The organism is Peptoniphilus sp. Marseille-Q6390, assembly GCF_965119475.1.
The window spans coordinates 1,164,603-1,180,516 of the sequence record NZ_CBCPLS010000001.1; the positions used below are offsets into that span (position 1 = coordinate 1,164,603).

Genomic DNA, 15,914 nt, shown 5'->3' on the forward strand with positions numbered 1-15,914 from the left:
GGTTAAAATGAATAATTTTAAAGAAACTCTTAAGAATATTTTAACTCTTACTTTAACACTATTTTTTATATTAGGATTAATAATAGTCTTTGTTCAGTTTTTCGCTGTAATAACAAATAATGGCGACTTAGCAATTGGTGTGTCAAAAGCTTTAAAAGATATAGCTATTAAATTATCTATTGCAACCGCATTTCTTAGTCTTGCAGTTACAACTATAGAACATAGCAAAAAATAACTCAGTATCTATAAAATAACTTTTTATCAAAATAAGCCTTTTGAATTCAAAAGGCTTATTTTCGTTTCATATATAAAATAAACACCTTTAAATTACTAGATTACTGTTTATACAAACACGTTCAATCTTTTAATTTAAAGAAAAATTTGTATTTATAAATAATAAACTTACAGGTACTATTTAAGGGTAAAGTTTATATAATTAAACCAGACTATATCTATCTAGAAAAACTTTAAATTAAAACTTCTTCTGCAACTTCTCTCAATAATTTTATCTTCTTCCATTGGTCTTCTTCTGTTACTGCGTTGCCTTCTTCTGTTGATGAAAAGCCGCATTGAGGTGAGATACAAATATTTTCTAGTGGAATGTAGTTTGATGCATCTTTTATTCTCTTAATGAGTTCTTCCTTGTCTTCAAGCTCTGGTCTCTTGCTTGTCACGATGCCAAGGACAACTTTCTTGCCTGCTGGAATCTTGGCAAGGGCCTTGAAGTCGCCAGATCTTTCGTCATCGTATTCAAGATAGAAGGCCTTCACATTTTCTCTTGCAAGGACATAATCTGCAACTGAGTCATAGGATCCTTCTGATGCATAATGTGATTTGTAGTTTCCTCTACAAATATGTGTTGTGATGTTAAGTCCTTCTGGTGCTTTTTCTATTGCATCATTATTTATTTTTAAGTATTCTTCTTTTAATTCTTCTATGCTCTTGGCATCAACGTGAAATCTTTCTGCAAAGTTTGGGTCTACTACGCTTCCCCAAGCACAATCATCAAGTTGAACATTTCTACAGCCAATATCGTAAATTTCTTGAAAAAATTCTCCATAGGCCTCCGACACATCTTTAATAAATTCTTCTATATCTTCGTAAGGATTGCCTTTTTTGATTTGATTGTAAACTCCTCTTAGGAGTTGAGCAGGTGATGGAATTGTTTGTTTTGCCACAGTATTTTCGTCTTCAAATCCTTTCACAAACTTGTAGTGGTCTAAGAAGGGATGGTTTTTACCTCCAAGCTTTCCAACAATTTTTATTCCATCAGGTCTTAAGGTTTCTCCATGGAAGTGAATTAGTTCATCTTCAGCCAAAGTGTACTTTTCTATTCCGTTAAGACCCCAGAAGAAGTCGTAGTGCCACCAGGACCTCCTAAATTCTCCATCAGAAATTATTTTTAGGCCAGCTTCCTTTTGTTTTTTCACAAGCTTTTCTATTTCTCTATCTTCTACTTTTTTAAGTTCTTCTCCTGAAATTTCTCCCTTGGAAAACTTTTCTCTCGCGATTTTTAAATCTCTTGGTCTCAAAAAAGATCCTACTACGTCGAACTTACTTGGTGCTAAAATTTTTGTCATTTTCTTTCTCCTTTTTTCTAAAATCCATCTTGAGAATGTATAAAAAAAAGTCCTTACTGTTTATAAAAACAATAAGGACGAATTATTTCCGCGTTACCACCTATTTTGCATATGGAATGCCACTCTCAAGTACCAACATACTCTATCTCTATAACGGGAGCTCCCGGAAAAGTCTAATATCGACTAATCCCATCAGAGGCCATGTTCACCCAAATCTTCCTTTGACCCTCTCAGCTAAACGGGCTTCTCTGTAAAATTCCAAAGTGGATTACTCTTCTCTTCAAATGGTTTAAATTTTATTTTATGTTAGCATCATTAATTTTACCTGTCAAGAAAATTTTTAATTTATTTTTCTCAAGAGTTCATCAACCCTGTCTCCAAGGTCTTCTAATTTTTCTCTAATTTCTCTGATTTCCCCGTTTACACGTAGGTCTGTAAAGATGTTGTCAAAGATTACATCAACAAAAAAATCGTAAGTTGAGTCGGGGATCTCTACATCAAGGTCAATCCTAATATCATTTAGTTCTCTTTTTGCAACTTCTAATTTATCCCTAACTATCTCTAAGTTACTGTTGATGTCTTTTATCTTTCCTCTTTTTACAAGTCCAACTAGGCCAGAGTCTGCGAAGAGATCAAAAAGTCCCCATCTTGATGCACTCTCTGTAAGCTTTATGGTCTTATCAATTTCATTTTTAAGGTCAAGTAAGGCTTGGCGAGCTTCTTTTAATTCTTTTTCTTGTGACATAAAATTCTCCTTTATACTTTTTTTTTACTTAGCTGGGTCTTCTATTTCATTGGTCTCCCTAGAGATTATTGCCCTGTCCCCAGACTTTAAAAGTGTGTTGCCCCTTGGGACAATTATTTCTCCATCAGGTCTTTGCACCATTATTATAAGTTCATCTTTTCTTATGTGGAGATCCTTTACCATCCTGCCTGCCCAAGGATGAGTCTCAGAAATTTTTATCTCATGAAGGTCTTCGCCTGTGTAGTCGAAGTAAGTTTCTCCACCAAGGACAAGTATATCCCCATCTCTCAGGTAGGTGTTACCTCTTGGGACTATACTCTTATGGTCTCTTTCTATCTTTGCGATTATAACGTTAAAGGCAAGTTCAATATCTGATATTTTTTTATTAACCCATGGAGAAATTTTTGTAACATGGGTCTTAATAAATCCAATGTCTGTCTTGTCTGAATAATAGTTAAAGGTCCTTAGGACTGTATCATCGGGGTCGTACATATCAACTTTTTTCGTTGCAAAAGAAAGAGCTGTTCCCTGGATGAGAAGTGAAAAAATACAAATTACAAAAACTATGTGGAAGATGTCTATGGATAGACTTACTCCAGAGTTTACCACCATTATGGCAAAGGCAATGGCAGCTGCTCCCCTAAGTCCTGCCAGGGAAATTATTGCAAGTTGGTTTTTCTTCATCTTAAAGGGTGCCATTAGTCCAAAGACTGAAAGTGGCCTTGCTATTATTAGCATGAAGATTGCAAGGATAAAGCCTATAGGAAGGGCATCCATTATTAAGTGGATGTCTGATAGGAGTCCCAAGAGGAAGAACATGGCAATTTGAAAAATTGTTGAAAGGCCGTCGAAGAAAAATACAACGTCTCTCTTCTTCTTGAACTCGTGGTTGCCAATGTAAATTCCAAGGACATAAAGTGCCAAGAATCCATTTCCGCCAAGGCTTTGAGTAAGGGCATAAGTTCCTATCATCAAAGTTGCAATGAATACTGAAAAAAGTCCGTCTTCATCAAGGGAGAGTTTTTCTATAAGTTTCATAAAGACAAAGCCCAGCAAAAATCCTCCAATTATGCCAAGGACAACTTGTTGCAAAATTATTATTGGAATGGAGACGCTATAGCCTGATAGAAGTGACAAGAAGACCATGGTCATGGTGTAGGCTGTGGGGTCATTTGATCCACTTTCGATTTCAAGTAGAGATGCTGTCTTATATTTTAAGTTTAGGTTCTTTGATACAAGTATGTTTGATACAGAGGCATAGTCTGTCGATGCCACAACTGATCCAAGTAGCATGGACTCTAAGAAGTCAAACTTCAAGACATAGTGGCAGAAGGCTCCTGTTATCAAGGCTGTTGCAAGAACTCCAAGGCTGGCAAGTATAATTGATTCTCTTGCTCTTTCTCTCCCCATGTTCCAGTTGGTACCAAAGCCCCCATAAAAAATTATTATCATAAGTGCTATTGTTGCAATATTCTCTGAAATTTTATAATTGTTAAAGTCATAGCCTAGTGCCGAGAACAAAACTCCTAAAACCAAGAAAAGCAATAGGGCAGGTAGGCCCGACTTGTTGGATATTTTTGTGGCAATCATTGCCAGTAAAAGAATCACTGTTATTAGTAATAGATTCATAAATTCTCCTCTTTCTAATTTGAAAAATCTATTTTTAAAAAGGAACTGCCCAGTGACAGTCCCCATTTAATGTGATTATAGCATTTTTATCTCGTTAAAGTGTAAAATAATTCCTAATATTTTAAATTCTGTTTGCTGATTTAAAAATATAAAAGAGCACGCCAGTTAAAATATAAAATCCAATTAGTACAAAGAAAAGTCTCTTGTTCTTAGTGAGGACTGCCATAATAAGAGTTAGGATAATTATAGCAATTGCTAGGACAATCTGCGCCATCCTAAGTCCGTCATTTATTGCCCCCTCACTAACCCTTAGGTAGTTGTTGGCAAGGACAGAAACCATTATTAGGGTAACTAAAAAGATTATTATTTTTTCTAAAATTTTTAAAATTTTGTCCTTATTCATTTTCCCTCGCATAGGCTTCAATGCCTTCTCTTAAAATCCTCATGCTCTTTCTAATATCGTCAACATTTAATACAAAGGCAAGTCTTACCATTTGCCTTCCTTCTTCCTTGTTCTTAAAGAAACCTGCAGCAGGTGCAAACATCAAAGTTTCTCCATCTATTTGGAAGTTTTCGATTAGCCAAATTGCAAATTTTTCTGTGTCGTCAACAGGAAGCTTTGGCATAACATAAAAGGCTCCCTTTGGTTTTTCTACAGTAACTCCAGGAATTTTTATAAGTTCTTCGTAGATAAGGTCACGTCTCTTTTGGTATTCCTTGTTCACTTCTTCAAGGTAAGAAGGGTCTATTCCATATAATTTTGCTGCTGCCTTTTGTTCAAGAGTTGGCGCAGCAAGCCTGCAGTTACAAAGTCTATTTATGGCATCCTTAATTTCTGGATTCTTTGATGCAATAGAACCAATTCTTGCCCCACAAGCTCCAAACCTCTTGGAGATGGAGTCAAGTAAAATTAAATTATCTTCAATTCCTTGGACTTCTCCAAAGGACTTGTAGTCGTTGCCATCGTAGACAAATTCCCTATAAACTTCATCTGCAACAATGTATAGGTCGTGTTTTTTTGCAAGCTCAACTATTCTCATAATTTCCTCTTCTGAGTAAAGAGCTCCTGTTGGATTAGTTGGGTTTGAAAGTAGGATTGCTACAGTCTTGTCATTTATGTGTTTTTCAATTTCTTCAATTTCTGGAAGGGCAAAACCTTCTTTTGGGTCAGTCTTAAAGGCCTCAACTTCAATACCAAGTTGTTGGAAAACTGTCCTATAGTTTGTGTAGAAGGGATCAGTTGTTAGAACTTCGTCGCCTTCGTCACAAATTGTTTGAAAAGTAAATACAAGGGCCTCGCTGGCACCGTCAGTGATGTAGATGTCCTTGGCATCAAAATTTATTCCCCTGTTTTTGTAGTATTTAGCAGTTGCCTCCCTAAGTTCAATGAGTCCTTGGGCATGGGCATAAGGAAGAGGTCCCTTTTTTACATCTCTAAAGGTCTCAAAATAAACATCTGGCACTTCAACGTCTGGTGCCCCAATGTTTAATTCGTAAATTTTTATTCCCCTTGCCTTTGCAGCATCTGCATAGGGTGTCAACTTCCTAACTGCTGAATATTCTACTTCTTGAATTCTCTTTGATAATTTCATGTTTTCTCCCTTCAATCCCTCTATCTCATTGCCATCTTAAGTCTGGTCCAAAAAATTTAATTGGGACAAATTTTTGAAAAACTCTTGAAAAGACCCTGTCTGTGTAGGTCTCTGACAATTCCTTTGGCGACAAGTTTGTAGAAATTAATGTCTTCTTGCCACGTAAAAGTCTCGTGTTTATAATGTTAAAAATTTCTGAAGCTGTAAAGGAATTTACAAACTCAATTCCCAAGTCGTCAACTATTAAGAGGTCTGCCTCAAAATAAAGATTGTACTTGTCATCTTCTATATTTTTAAACTTCCTATCTTCTATAGTCTTTAAAATCTCATAGGCTGTTTGATAAATTACTATGACGTCGCTCTTTATAAGTTCTGCCGCAATGCAATTTAGAAGAAAGGTCTTGCCTTGACCTGTTGGTCCCCAAAGGAGGAGGTTTAAATCATTTTCTTCCTTGAAGTCCCTGATGTATTTTTTAGAAATCGCCAAAATATTTTTCATATTTTCTCTTGGCGACATTTCATACTTTTCATAAACTTTTTCAGAAAAGACATTTAAGTCAAACTTGTCAAAGTTCTCCTTGTCTAGCATATAGGAAATTGAGGACATGTCGTATAATTCTGACACAATTAATTTCTTGAGGCAGTGGCACTTCTCGTCATCTTCATTTATGCCAGTGTCGTGGCAGTCCTTGCAAGTATAAATTTCTTCTAAGTAGTCTCTTGGATAGCCATTCTTTTCAAGATAGTCCATCTTTTGTATCTTTAAATTGTAAATTTTTTCTGATGCCTCAAGAGACTTGTCAGCATCTGGATTTGTTATCTGATCCATAGAGACCCTAAGTGCAATGTCCCTTATTAGGCCATCAATTTGCCTAACTTCAGGAATTTTTTTATAAATTTCCTCTAGCCTTTTCTCGTGGACTACAGAATTTTTTCTCCTCAACTCTTCATAATAATTACTTATCTTTGCCGTCAGTTCCATAATCAACACCTAGCTTTTTAAAACCCTCTTTTTGTTTTCTCATGGCAACATCAAAGAGGTCGTCTTCTGAATAATTTGCTGTTATTTGCTTAAAGTTGTGAAAGGCTGTGGGCTTTCTCTTCTTTTTCTTTTGATCCTTTTCCTCAACATCTTCAGGTGACTTTATATCCAAGTCCTTCCACTTCATGAGGATGGCATCAACATAATTGACATTGGGTTTGGAAATCTTTGAAGTCCTCTTGCAGGCCTCCAAGATTAAGTCTTTAGAAAATTTAAATTCATCAAACCAGGAGTTGATAATGTTAAAGTCAACTTGACTAAACTGCTTGTCCACTCCAATGTATCGCATGATTTTCTTGTACCTATAATATTTTATGTCGTGCTCAATGTAGGACTGCTCAACATCTTCCATGGTCCTGATGTTGTCTCTGGACCAGTTTCTCACAACTTGCTCTACATAGGAAATGTTGTAAATTCCCTTGATCTCTGTTGTGTAGAAAAAGGCCTCCTCAATTAAATCAGCAGGCATATTGTAGGCTGTAATCCAATTTATTATGTCGATTTTCTTCATAGGGGCAATGGGCTCCCTCATGAGGAACTCCGCCCTAGTGAGCAGGTTGGCATAGGTTGGGTTTGCCACAACTTCTGAATAACCCTTGTCTTTTTTCTTTTCCTCTGCCTTTAGGTTGTAGACATTTTTGATGTAGAGTTCCTTAAGGTTTACAAACTTAAGCTTGTCGTCTTCTATTTCAACTATGCCCATCTTCTTCCAATAGGCCCATGCCCTATTGACATCGGACTCAAGAATACCAAGATAATCGGCGAGCTTTTCGTTAGTAATATCAGTCCTATTTTCCTTGGCAAACTTATAACCCAAGAGATAAACTTTTACAAACTCGCCATTGGCTCCTGGCATAAAATCATTTATAAAAATATTCTCAATGGAAGTTTCTCCAAGGTCGTATTTATTATTTTCAAGTAAAAACATATTTCACCAATCTCTTTCCAGATCTAAGTCCATCTTTATAGCATAGTTAAAAGTCTTGTTTAAAATAATCTTAAAGGAAGACTTGTTTTCATAAAAGTCAGGAAGACTTTCATCATAGCTTCCATTGGGAAACTTCATGAGAAAGCTGTATCTCTTTTTAAAACCAAGCTCTTCATAACATCTTATTGCCCTCTTGTTGTAGTGGGCTGCAAATAAAAATATTTTCTTGAAGCCTCTTTCCTTTAAGTAAGTGAGGAAGAGCTCAAGTACCCTTTTGCCAATCCCCTTGTCTATGTAATTGGGATCTAATACAATGCCAAGCTCTGCCTTCTTTAAAATTTTATTTATGTTTTTAAGAGACAAGTAGCCAATAATTTTTTCATCGCTTTGGATTACAAAATATTCTGATAGGGGCCTTCTCGTCTTCCACTTAAACCACTCTATTATATCTTCTTCAGACTCTTCAATAAAATTATACTCCAAAAAAAGTGGCGATTCATGACGTCCCCAATTTCTAAAAGTAAAGACATCTCTTAAGTTCATCTTCCTAAAACAAAGGTCTGGATAATTTTCCATAAAGAGCCTCCTTTGATTATTATATACTATTTTAACTTGTCTATAAAGGAGTATAAGAATTTTCAAATTTATGAATAAGACTTATTCTCATTGTGCAAAAAGATAAATTATTTAATTTACATTGTTTAAATTTCTTTAATTTTTAAGCTTTTATGATAAAATAAAGTAAGGTTATTAATAAATTTTATACAATTCGTAACAGGAGAGAATTTTTATGAGAAAAAATGACAATTTAGATGAAATTGATGTTGAGATTCTTGAGCTCTTGAGAAAGAATGGACGCATGAGCCACGAAGACATTTCAAAAAAATTGAATCTAACAAGGCCTGCTATCCATAGAAGAATATATAAAATGGAAGACGCTGGTTACATCAAGGGCTACAAGGTCCTAGTTGATTGGCAAAAGATTGGCTACAACGTGGACACCTATGTCCTCTGCAAGGTCAACACCAACGACTTCAAGAGCCTTATCGCTAAGATAATGGGAATCCAAGATGAAAAATTTAAAATATTTGAATGCTACAGGGTCACAGGCGAACACTGTATCATGCTTAGGATTAAAACAATAAATACTTCAGACCTCACAAGGTTTTATGATATGATTTTAAAAATCGATGGTATACTTGATACTAAAACCCTTCTTATTCTTTACTCCGAAAAGGGAAACGACGAAATTTTTACAAGGGTTGATACTGAATAGTTAACAAAGGATGATTTTATGGAAGAAAAAATACTAGTTGTAGATGACGAATCTGCAATCTCTGATATTATAAAGTTTAATTTTGAGAAGGAAGGCTATCTTGTTGAAACAGCTTGCAATGGCAAAGAAGCTATTGCTCTTGCAAAAGAAAATAATTACGACCTAATCCTTCTCGACATAATGATGCCAAAGCTAAATGGCTTTGAAGCTCTAAGGGAAATAAGAAAAACTTCTGATGTTCCTGTCATCATGCTGACAGCAAGAGAAGAAGAAGTTGATAAGGTCTTGGGTCTTGAGCTTGGAGCAGACGACTACGTTGTAAAGCCCTTCTCTATGAGGGAGCTCCTTGCAAGGGTCAAGGCCGTCCTAAGAAGGTTTGATAGCCCAGACAAGAAAGACGATTCATCTATCTTAAAGGTCATGGATCTTGAAATTGATTTAAACAAGTACCAAGTCCTAAGAGGCGATGAGGTAATTGAACTTACCCTACGTGAGTTTGAGCTCTTAAAGTTCTTAGCTTCCTACCCAGGAAGGGTCTTCTCTAGGGAAGAGCTCCTTGAAGAAGTTTGGGAGTATGAATACTATGGCGACATAAGAACAGTTGATGTTACTGTTAGAAGACTCCGTGAAAAAATCGAAGATGAGAAAAAGGGCTTTAAATACATCAAGACTAAAAGGGGAGTTGGATATTTCTTTGCATCAGATAATGGTGAAGCCTAATGAACCACTCCATTAAGTCTAGATTTATTTTAATTTATGTGGTCCTAGTTCTTATTTCCATGTTTATCGCATCTACTTTTATCATAGATAGACTGGAAAATGTGCAAATAGAAACTGCCACTTCCTCTATGGTTAAGACCATGGACACACTTGCCACAACAACATCGGCATTTTTTAAAGATAATAATTATAGAAATCTACCCCAGCTTGACGCAACGCTAAAAGACTGGGGTATTTCCAGTGAAGAAACTGCCTATGTAATTTCACCAGACAAGGCTCCAAAGATCCTTGCAAGCACGCAAAATATTTCTCCCAAGGAGGCTGAAGATGCCTACTCAGTGAAATTTATCGAGCCAAAGCTTGTTATGGATGCAGCAGGAGGCAAGACTCGCGAAAAAATTGTTGAGTACAAAAACCTAGGCGATGTGGAAAAACACATTGCAAGGCCAATCCTATCTGGCGATGGGGACATACTTGCCATTATTTATATGACGAGAAACCTAAATTCAATTTACTCTGTAATAGAGGACTCCAAGGTAATTATTACTTACGCAACTTTGATTTCTCTTTTGACAACTTCTATATTGGGATACTTTATTGCCAACTCTATCACTGGTCCCATCCGTACCCTCACTAAGAAGGCAAAGGCCCTTGCCAAGGGTAACTTTAACCAAAGCATTGAGGTCAAGAGCAAGGACGAAATTGGCGAACTTGGTATGATGTTTAACTTCTTAACTAAGGAGCTCCGTGAGTCCATAGAAAAGATGGACCTTGAGAGGTCAAAGCTTGACACAATCTTCAACTACATGGCAGAAGGTGTCATTGCCATTGACAGGAAAAATAGGCTTATCCATGCCAATTCCATTGCCAAGAAGATTTTAAATATTTCTGAGAAGGACTTTAACAGGGTCATCAACCTAAAGTCCATTAACCTCTACAATATCGACTACAAAAATGAAGAGAGCCTCCGAGGGGAAGAGCTGACAAAAATTGCCAACTCCTTCTACAAGATCAAGTACGCACCCTACAAGTCCGACGCCTTTATTAACTCTGGGCTAATTATAGTTTTGCAAGACGTAGACAAGGAGCACATGTTAGACATTATGCGTAAGGAATTTGTTGCCAATGTCTCTCACGAATTAAAGACTCCTATCACAACTATAAAGTCCTACACAGAGACCCTACTTGATAGCGACCTTGACAAGAAATCGCAAAGAAACTTCTTAAAGATTATCGACAGGGAAAACTCCAGGATGTCTAGAATTGTTACAGACCTCTTGTACCTATCCAACATTGACTACAACAAGGACAATCTAACTTTATCAAGCATTGACACCTATGAGTTTATTGCCGAGGCCATAGAGTCTCAATCAATCTTAATAGTTCAAAAAAATCACAAGATTGAATTAAATATTGATATGGATATAAAGGATATTTACGCAGACAGAAGCGGAGCAGACCAAATCCTTACAAATATTATTTCCAACGCCTGCAAGTACACACCTGAAAATGGGAAAATAATTATTGATGCCACAAATAAGGGGGACCTTGTAGAGATTAAGGTAACTGACAATGGTATTGGAATCCCTAAGGAAGACTTGCCAAGGATAACCGAAAGATTTTACAGGGTTGAAAAGGGCAGGAGCAGGCAAATGGGTGGAACAGGTCTTGGTCTTTCCATTGCAAATGAGATGATAAAATCCTTTGGAGGCAGTCTAAAGGTTGATTCTGTCTTTGGAGAGGGAACTACTATTACCCTCCTCTTTAAAGCAAGCGAAGGTGATAACAATGATGAAGAACTTGCCTAAAGCAACGTCAACCTATATCCTTATAGGCCTAGTCCTCCTCTTGGTATTTCAATCAAAAAACCTCTGGCTATCCTTTGACACAAAGTCCGAGGACCAGGTTAAGATTGGCGATGTAGATGAATTCTTGCAAGAAATTTTAACTCCCCAAAGGCTTATTGCAAACTTTGGTGAGAGAGACCACTACATGACTACAAACTTGGGCTCTTACTGGAAGATGACGGGAGAAAATATTTCTGAAAAGCTACAAAAGGCAACCTCAGAAAACCTAAAACTAATTAACACAGAAGAGTACTTAAAGCTTCAAAAGCAAAAGTCCTTAGTTTTTAAATTTAACTCACCCCTATCAGGTTCTGTTTTTGTGAACCTAATTGGGGACAAGAGAAACTCCAACGACATCAACCTAAGCGTGGACTCCATTTACATTTCCAGTCTTGGAGAAATTTATATCTCTGGTAGCAAGAATTTTTATAAACTAGTAGACATTAAAGTTGACTTTGACATAAATGAAATTTTAGATGAAGTTAAGGCCAAGGGAATCCATGCAGTGAACTTCTACGAGGCCTATGGGATAAAGAAGGACATCTACATTCCTGACGAGGACTACCTATCCCTTCAAAAAGTTGCCTATGTCTCTGGCTTAAGCAAGCTTGAAGAAGGTATGAAGTCCAACTTGGCTGAGAGGTTTTTGGGCATCCCCATTGACTACATCAGGGAAATGTCCGTTGATGGAAAAAATACCTACGTCTATGAAAATGAATATCTATCACTTTCCAGCGACGGTATAATCGAGTACTCCCTTGAGTCCCTCTTTGATGTCAAGTCAAGAGACCTCAACAAGTCCCTTGACAGGGCTGTAGAATTTATTGCCCAAAAGACTGGCATAAGCTCTGGGATTTATCTTGAAAAAATTGAGCCTTGCGACTACAACGACAGTCTTGGATACAGATTTTTCTTCAACTTAAAAGACGGTCAGATTCCCCTAGTCCTTCCTTCCAAGGACCACAGCTTTATTGAAATCGACGTCTACTCCGAGTATGTAAAAAATTATAGGGAATACTACATTCGTAAGGATGACAACCCAATTTATAAAAAGGAAAAAATTTCTATTGAAGGCATCCACAAGATTTTAAGGAAGAATAGGAGACACTTTAACAACAAGCCTGTCATGGAGATCCTATCTTCCATAGAAAACTTAAACCTTGTTTATTTAATTTTCTCTAGTGAAGAAGCAGAAGAACCTACCCTAGTTTATGAAATGACCTACATGGGTAACTTCTACTACTTTAATGTCGAAAATGGAAGTCTAATGATGGTGAGGTAATTATGGATTGGAATAGAATTAAAAAAATTTTAATAATTGCCCTTGTAATTGCCAACGTGGTCTTGTTTTGCTACAGCAACTACAACAAGTTTAGGATGAGAAACGAGTCTACAAGAATTGACTTTGTAAGGGAAGTCACAGCCCTCTTAAAAGAAAAAAATATTACTTTGGATACAAAGATCCCAAGAAGGAGGAGGAAACTCCCTTCAGTCCTAGTTGCCTTTGAAACTTCATCAGAAGAAGACATAAAGGAAAGATACTTTGGAGGCAAGGGAAGTGTGGTAAGACCAAGTACCGACCTGGCAGAGATTTCCCTCGGCGACGAATATATAAACCTAGTTAACGGTCGCAGGGTCTACTATGAAAACAGAAAAGAAGAAAACAAATACGAGATCAAGAGCCTAGATGAAGCACAAAAAATTGCCAAAAAGTTTTTGCTAGACAAAAAGTACGACACCAGGGACATCTACCTAAGCTATTACGAAGAAAATGATGGCAAGTACATCTTGAACTACACCAAGGTCTTTGAAAACATACCAGTAGAGTCCTCTTACACCAACTTTATCATAGACAAGAGGGGAGTTATGTCCATGGATAGGCTCTGGCTCAACGTCTTGGACAAGTCTGATCAGAAGATATACTTGTCACCTGCTCCAAGGGCCCTTCTCTCCTTGTTAAACAAGACAGACTACTACGACAAGACCATAGAAAAAATTACTCCTTGCTTTTACTTTAACCCAGAAGACCAAGGCTACATCGAAGACATCACCCGTGCAGTAAACGGCCGTGCCATACCAGGCTGGAAGGTGAAATTTTCTGATGGGGAATACACAGTTCTATCCAACTATTAAGGACCCCTAAGCTTAACAATTTTAGGTCCCTGTGTTACAATAAAATTGGAGGTTTTTATGAAATTTTGCTCTTTGGCAAGTGGCTCCAGTGGCAACTGCCAATACATTGAATATAAAGATACAAAAATTATTATAGATGCTGGACTTTCTGGCAAAAAAATCGAAGAGAACTTAAAAAAAATAGGCGTAAATCCCTCTGATATTGATGCAGTTTTTGTAACTCATGAGCACATAGACCACATCAAAGGAGTTGGGGTCCTATCAAGAAGACACAACTTAAAAGTCTTTTCCAACATGATGACCCTAGATGCCATGCTCCCAACTGTGAAAAAGCTGGACCCAAAGAATACTTTTATCTTTGAGAATGGCAAGGCCTTCACCTTTAAGGACTTAGACATCATGCCCATATCCACCTTCCACGACTGTGCAAGTGGCTGTGGCTTTGTGATCAAGGGGGACAAAAAACTTTCTCTTCTCACAGATACAGGCTGGGTCAACCAAGAAGCCATGGAGAAAATGGATGGGTCAGACTTAATATATCTTGAGTCCAACCACGACGTCGACATGCTAATAAATGGGACCTACCCCTATCCAACAAAACAGAGGATCCTTTCTACTAAGGGCCACCTCTCAAACGAAAATGCAGGCGAAGTTCTTGCTATGATATTAAAAAAGAAACAAGAACAGGTAATCCTAGGTCACTTATCTACAGACAACAACTTGCCAGACCTGGCACTTAAGACAATAAATGACTTGCTTGCATCAGAACATAAAAAAGAAAACACAGACTACACCATAGATGTTGCTCCAAGATCCGAGCCATCAAAAGTCTTTGAACTTTAATAAACAAGGGAGGAAAAATTTGAACATACTACTTACAAATGATGACGGAATAAATGCTGAGGGCATAGAAGTCCTTGCCAAGGCTCTCCTAAAGGAAGGCCACAAAGTAACAATTGCAGCACCAAATGTTGAGAACTCTGGCAAGTCCCACGCCATTACTTTTAAGAGTCCACTTATGGTCCAAGAAACAAAACTAGAAGGTTTAGAAGATGTAAAAAGTCTTTGCGTCTATGGGACACCTGCTGACTGCGTAAGGGCAGCAGTCCACCTATTAGATGAAAAGTTCGACTTCTGCTTCTCAGGAATAAACTCTGGCTTTAACGCAGCTACAAACGTCCTCTACTCAGGCACAGTTTCAGCAGCTATCGAAGCCAACCTATTTAACATACCTGCCATAGCAGTCTCATCTCAATGGGTAAAGGGTCACTCAAAGTTTGACACAGGAGCAAGAGTTGCAGTAGAAGTCTTTAACAAGCTTGACGACCTAAAGAGACTCCAAGTCCTAAATATAAATGTCCCTTATCTTGACTATGAAGAATTAAAGGGGATAGAAGTCTGCAAGGTTGGAGCCGACGTCATGTCAATCTATGACATATCCGAAGAAGGAGAAAGCTACAACATGAGACTAAAGGGCTTCCCAAAGGACAACAACGAAAAAGATTCAGACATCCACTTCTTAGGTCAAGGCTACGCAACAGTGAGCCCACTCTTGTACGATGTAACTAACCTAACTCTTATAAATGAGTTAAGCAAAATGTTAAAGTAAAAATCTGAGAGGAAAAACGTGAACTATAAATTTACCTTACTATTTCTAATCTTATTAATCTTTGGAATATTTTTTAGAACAATAATGTAAATAAAGAATTTAAAAAGTCCTAGTGACTTTTTATTTTTTTGATATAATCAAAGAAAGAGGTGATGAATTTGAAAAAACTATATATTTTTTTGGCCCTAGTTCTAATCCTTTGCGGCTGTCAAAATAAAAGAATAGATAGTCTCTACAACTACAAGACAGACTTTGTCGGCGACAACTCAAAGGTCTCACACATAGTTTCAAACCAAGACTATCCCAAGGGCTTCCAAGTGGGCGCCATTGAAATTCTTTCAAGCAAGTCACCCTATGGACTTAAAATATTTGTGAAGGACACCACTAGCATCAATCGAGAGGACCTCTTCATCAATGCCATTGAGAGCTTTGCCCTAATAGGCAACCTCGACAGGATCTATTATGTAGAAAGTGGCATAGACTTTGAGGCAGAAAAAAATAAAGAGCTAAAGGACAAGATCTTCATCTTCTACAGGAAGGAGATAGAAGAAATCCTAGAAGAAAAAAACACAAGCCTAGAAGCAATATCAAAGGACAGAGAAAGCTTCGAGGACTTTATAAATAATTGGAATAAATAAAAGAGAAGACTTTGTGTTAACCACATAAAGCCTTCTCTTTTTTGTACTTCTTTTACTTTGATTTACCTTCTTATTTTTTATTAAATATAGTTTTTAATCTAAACTTATTCATTATCAAATAGTTTTTTCTCATCAATTCTTTTTCATAAAAATCTTCTTAGACAAAATTTGATAA

At 37.0% G+C, this 15,914-nt stretch carries 17 protein-coding genes and 1 other annotated feature; of the genes, 9 read left to right on the top strand and 8 right to left on the bottom strand.

Features of this window, described 5'->3' with window-relative positions:
* The first annotated feature begins 7 nt into the window (after positions 1-7).
* Positions 8-235 carry a hypothetical protein gene (locus ACWPVO_RS05575; RefSeq protein ID WP_454207101.1) on the top strand — a complete coding sequence of 76 codons (228 nt, stop codon included), beginning with the start codon at positions 8-10 and terminating at the stop codon, positions 233-235.
* Positions 236-467: 232 nt separating this feature from the next.
* Here ACWPVO_RS05575 and ACWPVO_RS05580 read toward each other — a convergent pair whose 3' ends face one another.
* From ACWPVO_RS05580 to ACWPVO_RS05615, 8 genes are all read right to left on the bottom strand, one after another.
* The gene (locus tag ACWPVO_RS05580) at positions 468-1,580 is read right to left on the bottom strand and encodes a 5-methyltetrahydropteroyltriglutamate--homocysteine S-methyltransferase (RefSeq protein ID WP_454207103.1); all 1,113 of its coding nucleotides are present in this window, start codon (positions 1,578-1,580) and stop codon (positions 468-470) included.
* A 70-nt stretch (positions 1,581-1,650) separates the two neighbouring features.
* Positions 1,651-1,873, bottom strand: a binding site (T-box leader).
* A 47-nt stretch (positions 1,874-1,920) separates the two neighbouring features.
* Positions 1,921-2,325, bottom strand: a complete 405-nt coding sequence (locus ACWPVO_RS05585; RefSeq protein ID WP_195445150.1) for a hypothetical protein — start codon at positions 2,323-2,325, stop codon at positions 1,921-1,923.
* A 24-nt stretch (positions 2,326-2,349) separates the two neighbouring features.
* On the bottom strand, positions 2,350-3,954 hold the full coding sequence (locus tag ACWPVO_RS05590) for a potassium/proton antiporter (protein ID WP_454207105.1): 1,605 nt from the start codon (positions 3,952-3,954) through the stop codon (positions 2,350-2,352).
* Positions 3,955-4,075: 121 nt separating this feature from the next.
* Complete coding sequence (locus tag ACWPVO_RS05595; protein WP_250341496.1) at positions 4,076-4,357, bottom strand: hypothetical protein; 282 nt, start codon at positions 4,355-4,357, stop codon at positions 4,076-4,078.
* Complete coding sequence (locus ACWPVO_RS05600) at positions 4,350-5,546, bottom strand: pyridoxal phosphate-dependent aminotransferase (protein ID WP_454207107.1); 1,197 nt, start codon at positions 5,544-5,546, stop codon at positions 4,350-4,352. The genes ACWPVO_RS05595 and ACWPVO_RS05600 overlap by 8 nt, the downstream gene beginning before the upstream one ends.
* Before the next feature lie 25 nt (positions 5,547-5,571).
* Entirely contained in the window at positions 5,572-6,528 is a 957-nt protein-coding gene (locus ACWPVO_RS05605; RefSeq protein WP_285043983.1) for an ATP-binding protein, read from the bottom strand.
* Entirely contained in the window at positions 6,503-7,516 is a 1,014-nt protein-coding gene (locus ACWPVO_RS05610; RefSeq protein ID WP_270674203.1) for a DnaD domain protein, read from the bottom strand. The genes ACWPVO_RS05605 and ACWPVO_RS05610 overlap by 26 nt, the downstream gene beginning before the upstream one ends.
* A gap of 3 nt (positions 7,517-7,519) precedes the next feature.
* The gene (locus ACWPVO_RS05615; protein WP_285043984.1) at positions 7,520-8,092 is read right to left on the bottom strand and encodes a GNAT family N-acetyltransferase; all 573 of its coding nucleotides are present in this window, start codon (positions 8,090-8,092) and stop codon (positions 7,520-7,522) included.
* Positions 8,093-8,306: 214 nt separating this feature from the next.
* Between ACWPVO_RS05615 and ACWPVO_RS05620 the strand changes: the two genes are divergently transcribed.
* The 8 genes from ACWPVO_RS05620 (at position 8,307) to ACWPVO_RS05655 (ending at position 15,739) form a co-directional block, all read left to right on the top strand.
* Positions 8,307-8,792: an Lrp/AsnC family transcriptional regulator gene (locus ACWPVO_RS05620; protein WP_005955134.1), complete on the top strand. Its 486-nt coding sequence runs from the start codon at positions 8,307-8,309 to the stop codon at positions 8,790-8,792.
* A gap of 18 nt (positions 8,793-8,810) precedes the next feature.
* The gene (locus tag ACWPVO_RS05625) at positions 8,811-9,512 is read left to right on the top strand and encodes a response regulator transcription factor (RefSeq protein WP_005955155.1); all 702 of its coding nucleotides are present in this window, start codon (positions 8,811-8,813) and stop codon (positions 9,510-9,512) included.
* Positions 9,512-11,320 carry a HAMP domain-containing sensor histidine kinase gene (locus ACWPVO_RS05630; protein ID WP_412622621.1) on the top strand — a complete coding sequence of 603 codons (1,809 nt, stop codon included), beginning with the start codon at positions 9,512-9,514 and terminating at the stop codon, positions 11,318-11,320. The genes ACWPVO_RS05625 and ACWPVO_RS05630 overlap by 1 nt, the downstream gene beginning before the upstream one ends.
* Complete coding sequence (locus ACWPVO_RS05635) at positions 11,301-12,641, top strand: hypothetical protein (protein WP_454207111.1); 1,341 nt, start codon at positions 11,301-11,303, stop codon at positions 12,639-12,641. The genes ACWPVO_RS05630 and ACWPVO_RS05635 overlap by 20 nt, the downstream gene beginning before the upstream one ends.
* Before the next feature lie 2 nt (positions 12,642-12,643).
* Positions 12,644-13,492, top strand: coding sequence for a hypothetical protein (locus ACWPVO_RS05640; RefSeq protein WP_454207113.1), 849 nt, complete (start codon positions 12,644-12,646; stop codon positions 13,490-13,492).
* A gap of 57 nt (positions 13,493-13,549) precedes the next feature.
* Positions 13,550-14,335 (top strand): MBL fold metallo-hydrolase, encoded by a 786-nt coding sequence (locus ACWPVO_RS05645; protein WP_454207115.1) that lies wholly within the window; start codon positions 13,550-13,552, stop codon positions 14,333-14,335.
* 19 nt (positions 14,336-14,354) lie between these two features.
* On the top strand, positions 14,355-15,101 hold the full coding sequence (surE, locus tag ACWPVO_RS05650) for a 5'/3'-nucleotidase SurE (RefSeq protein WP_454207117.1): 747 nt from the start codon (positions 14,355-14,357) through the stop codon (positions 15,099-15,101).
* 158 nt (positions 15,102-15,259) lie between these two features.
* Positions 15,260-15,739, top strand: a complete 480-nt coding sequence (locus ACWPVO_RS05655; protein ID WP_454207119.1) for a DUF4825 domain-containing protein — start codon at positions 15,260-15,262, stop codon at positions 15,737-15,739.
* Positions 15,740-15,914: the final 175 nt, after the last annotated feature.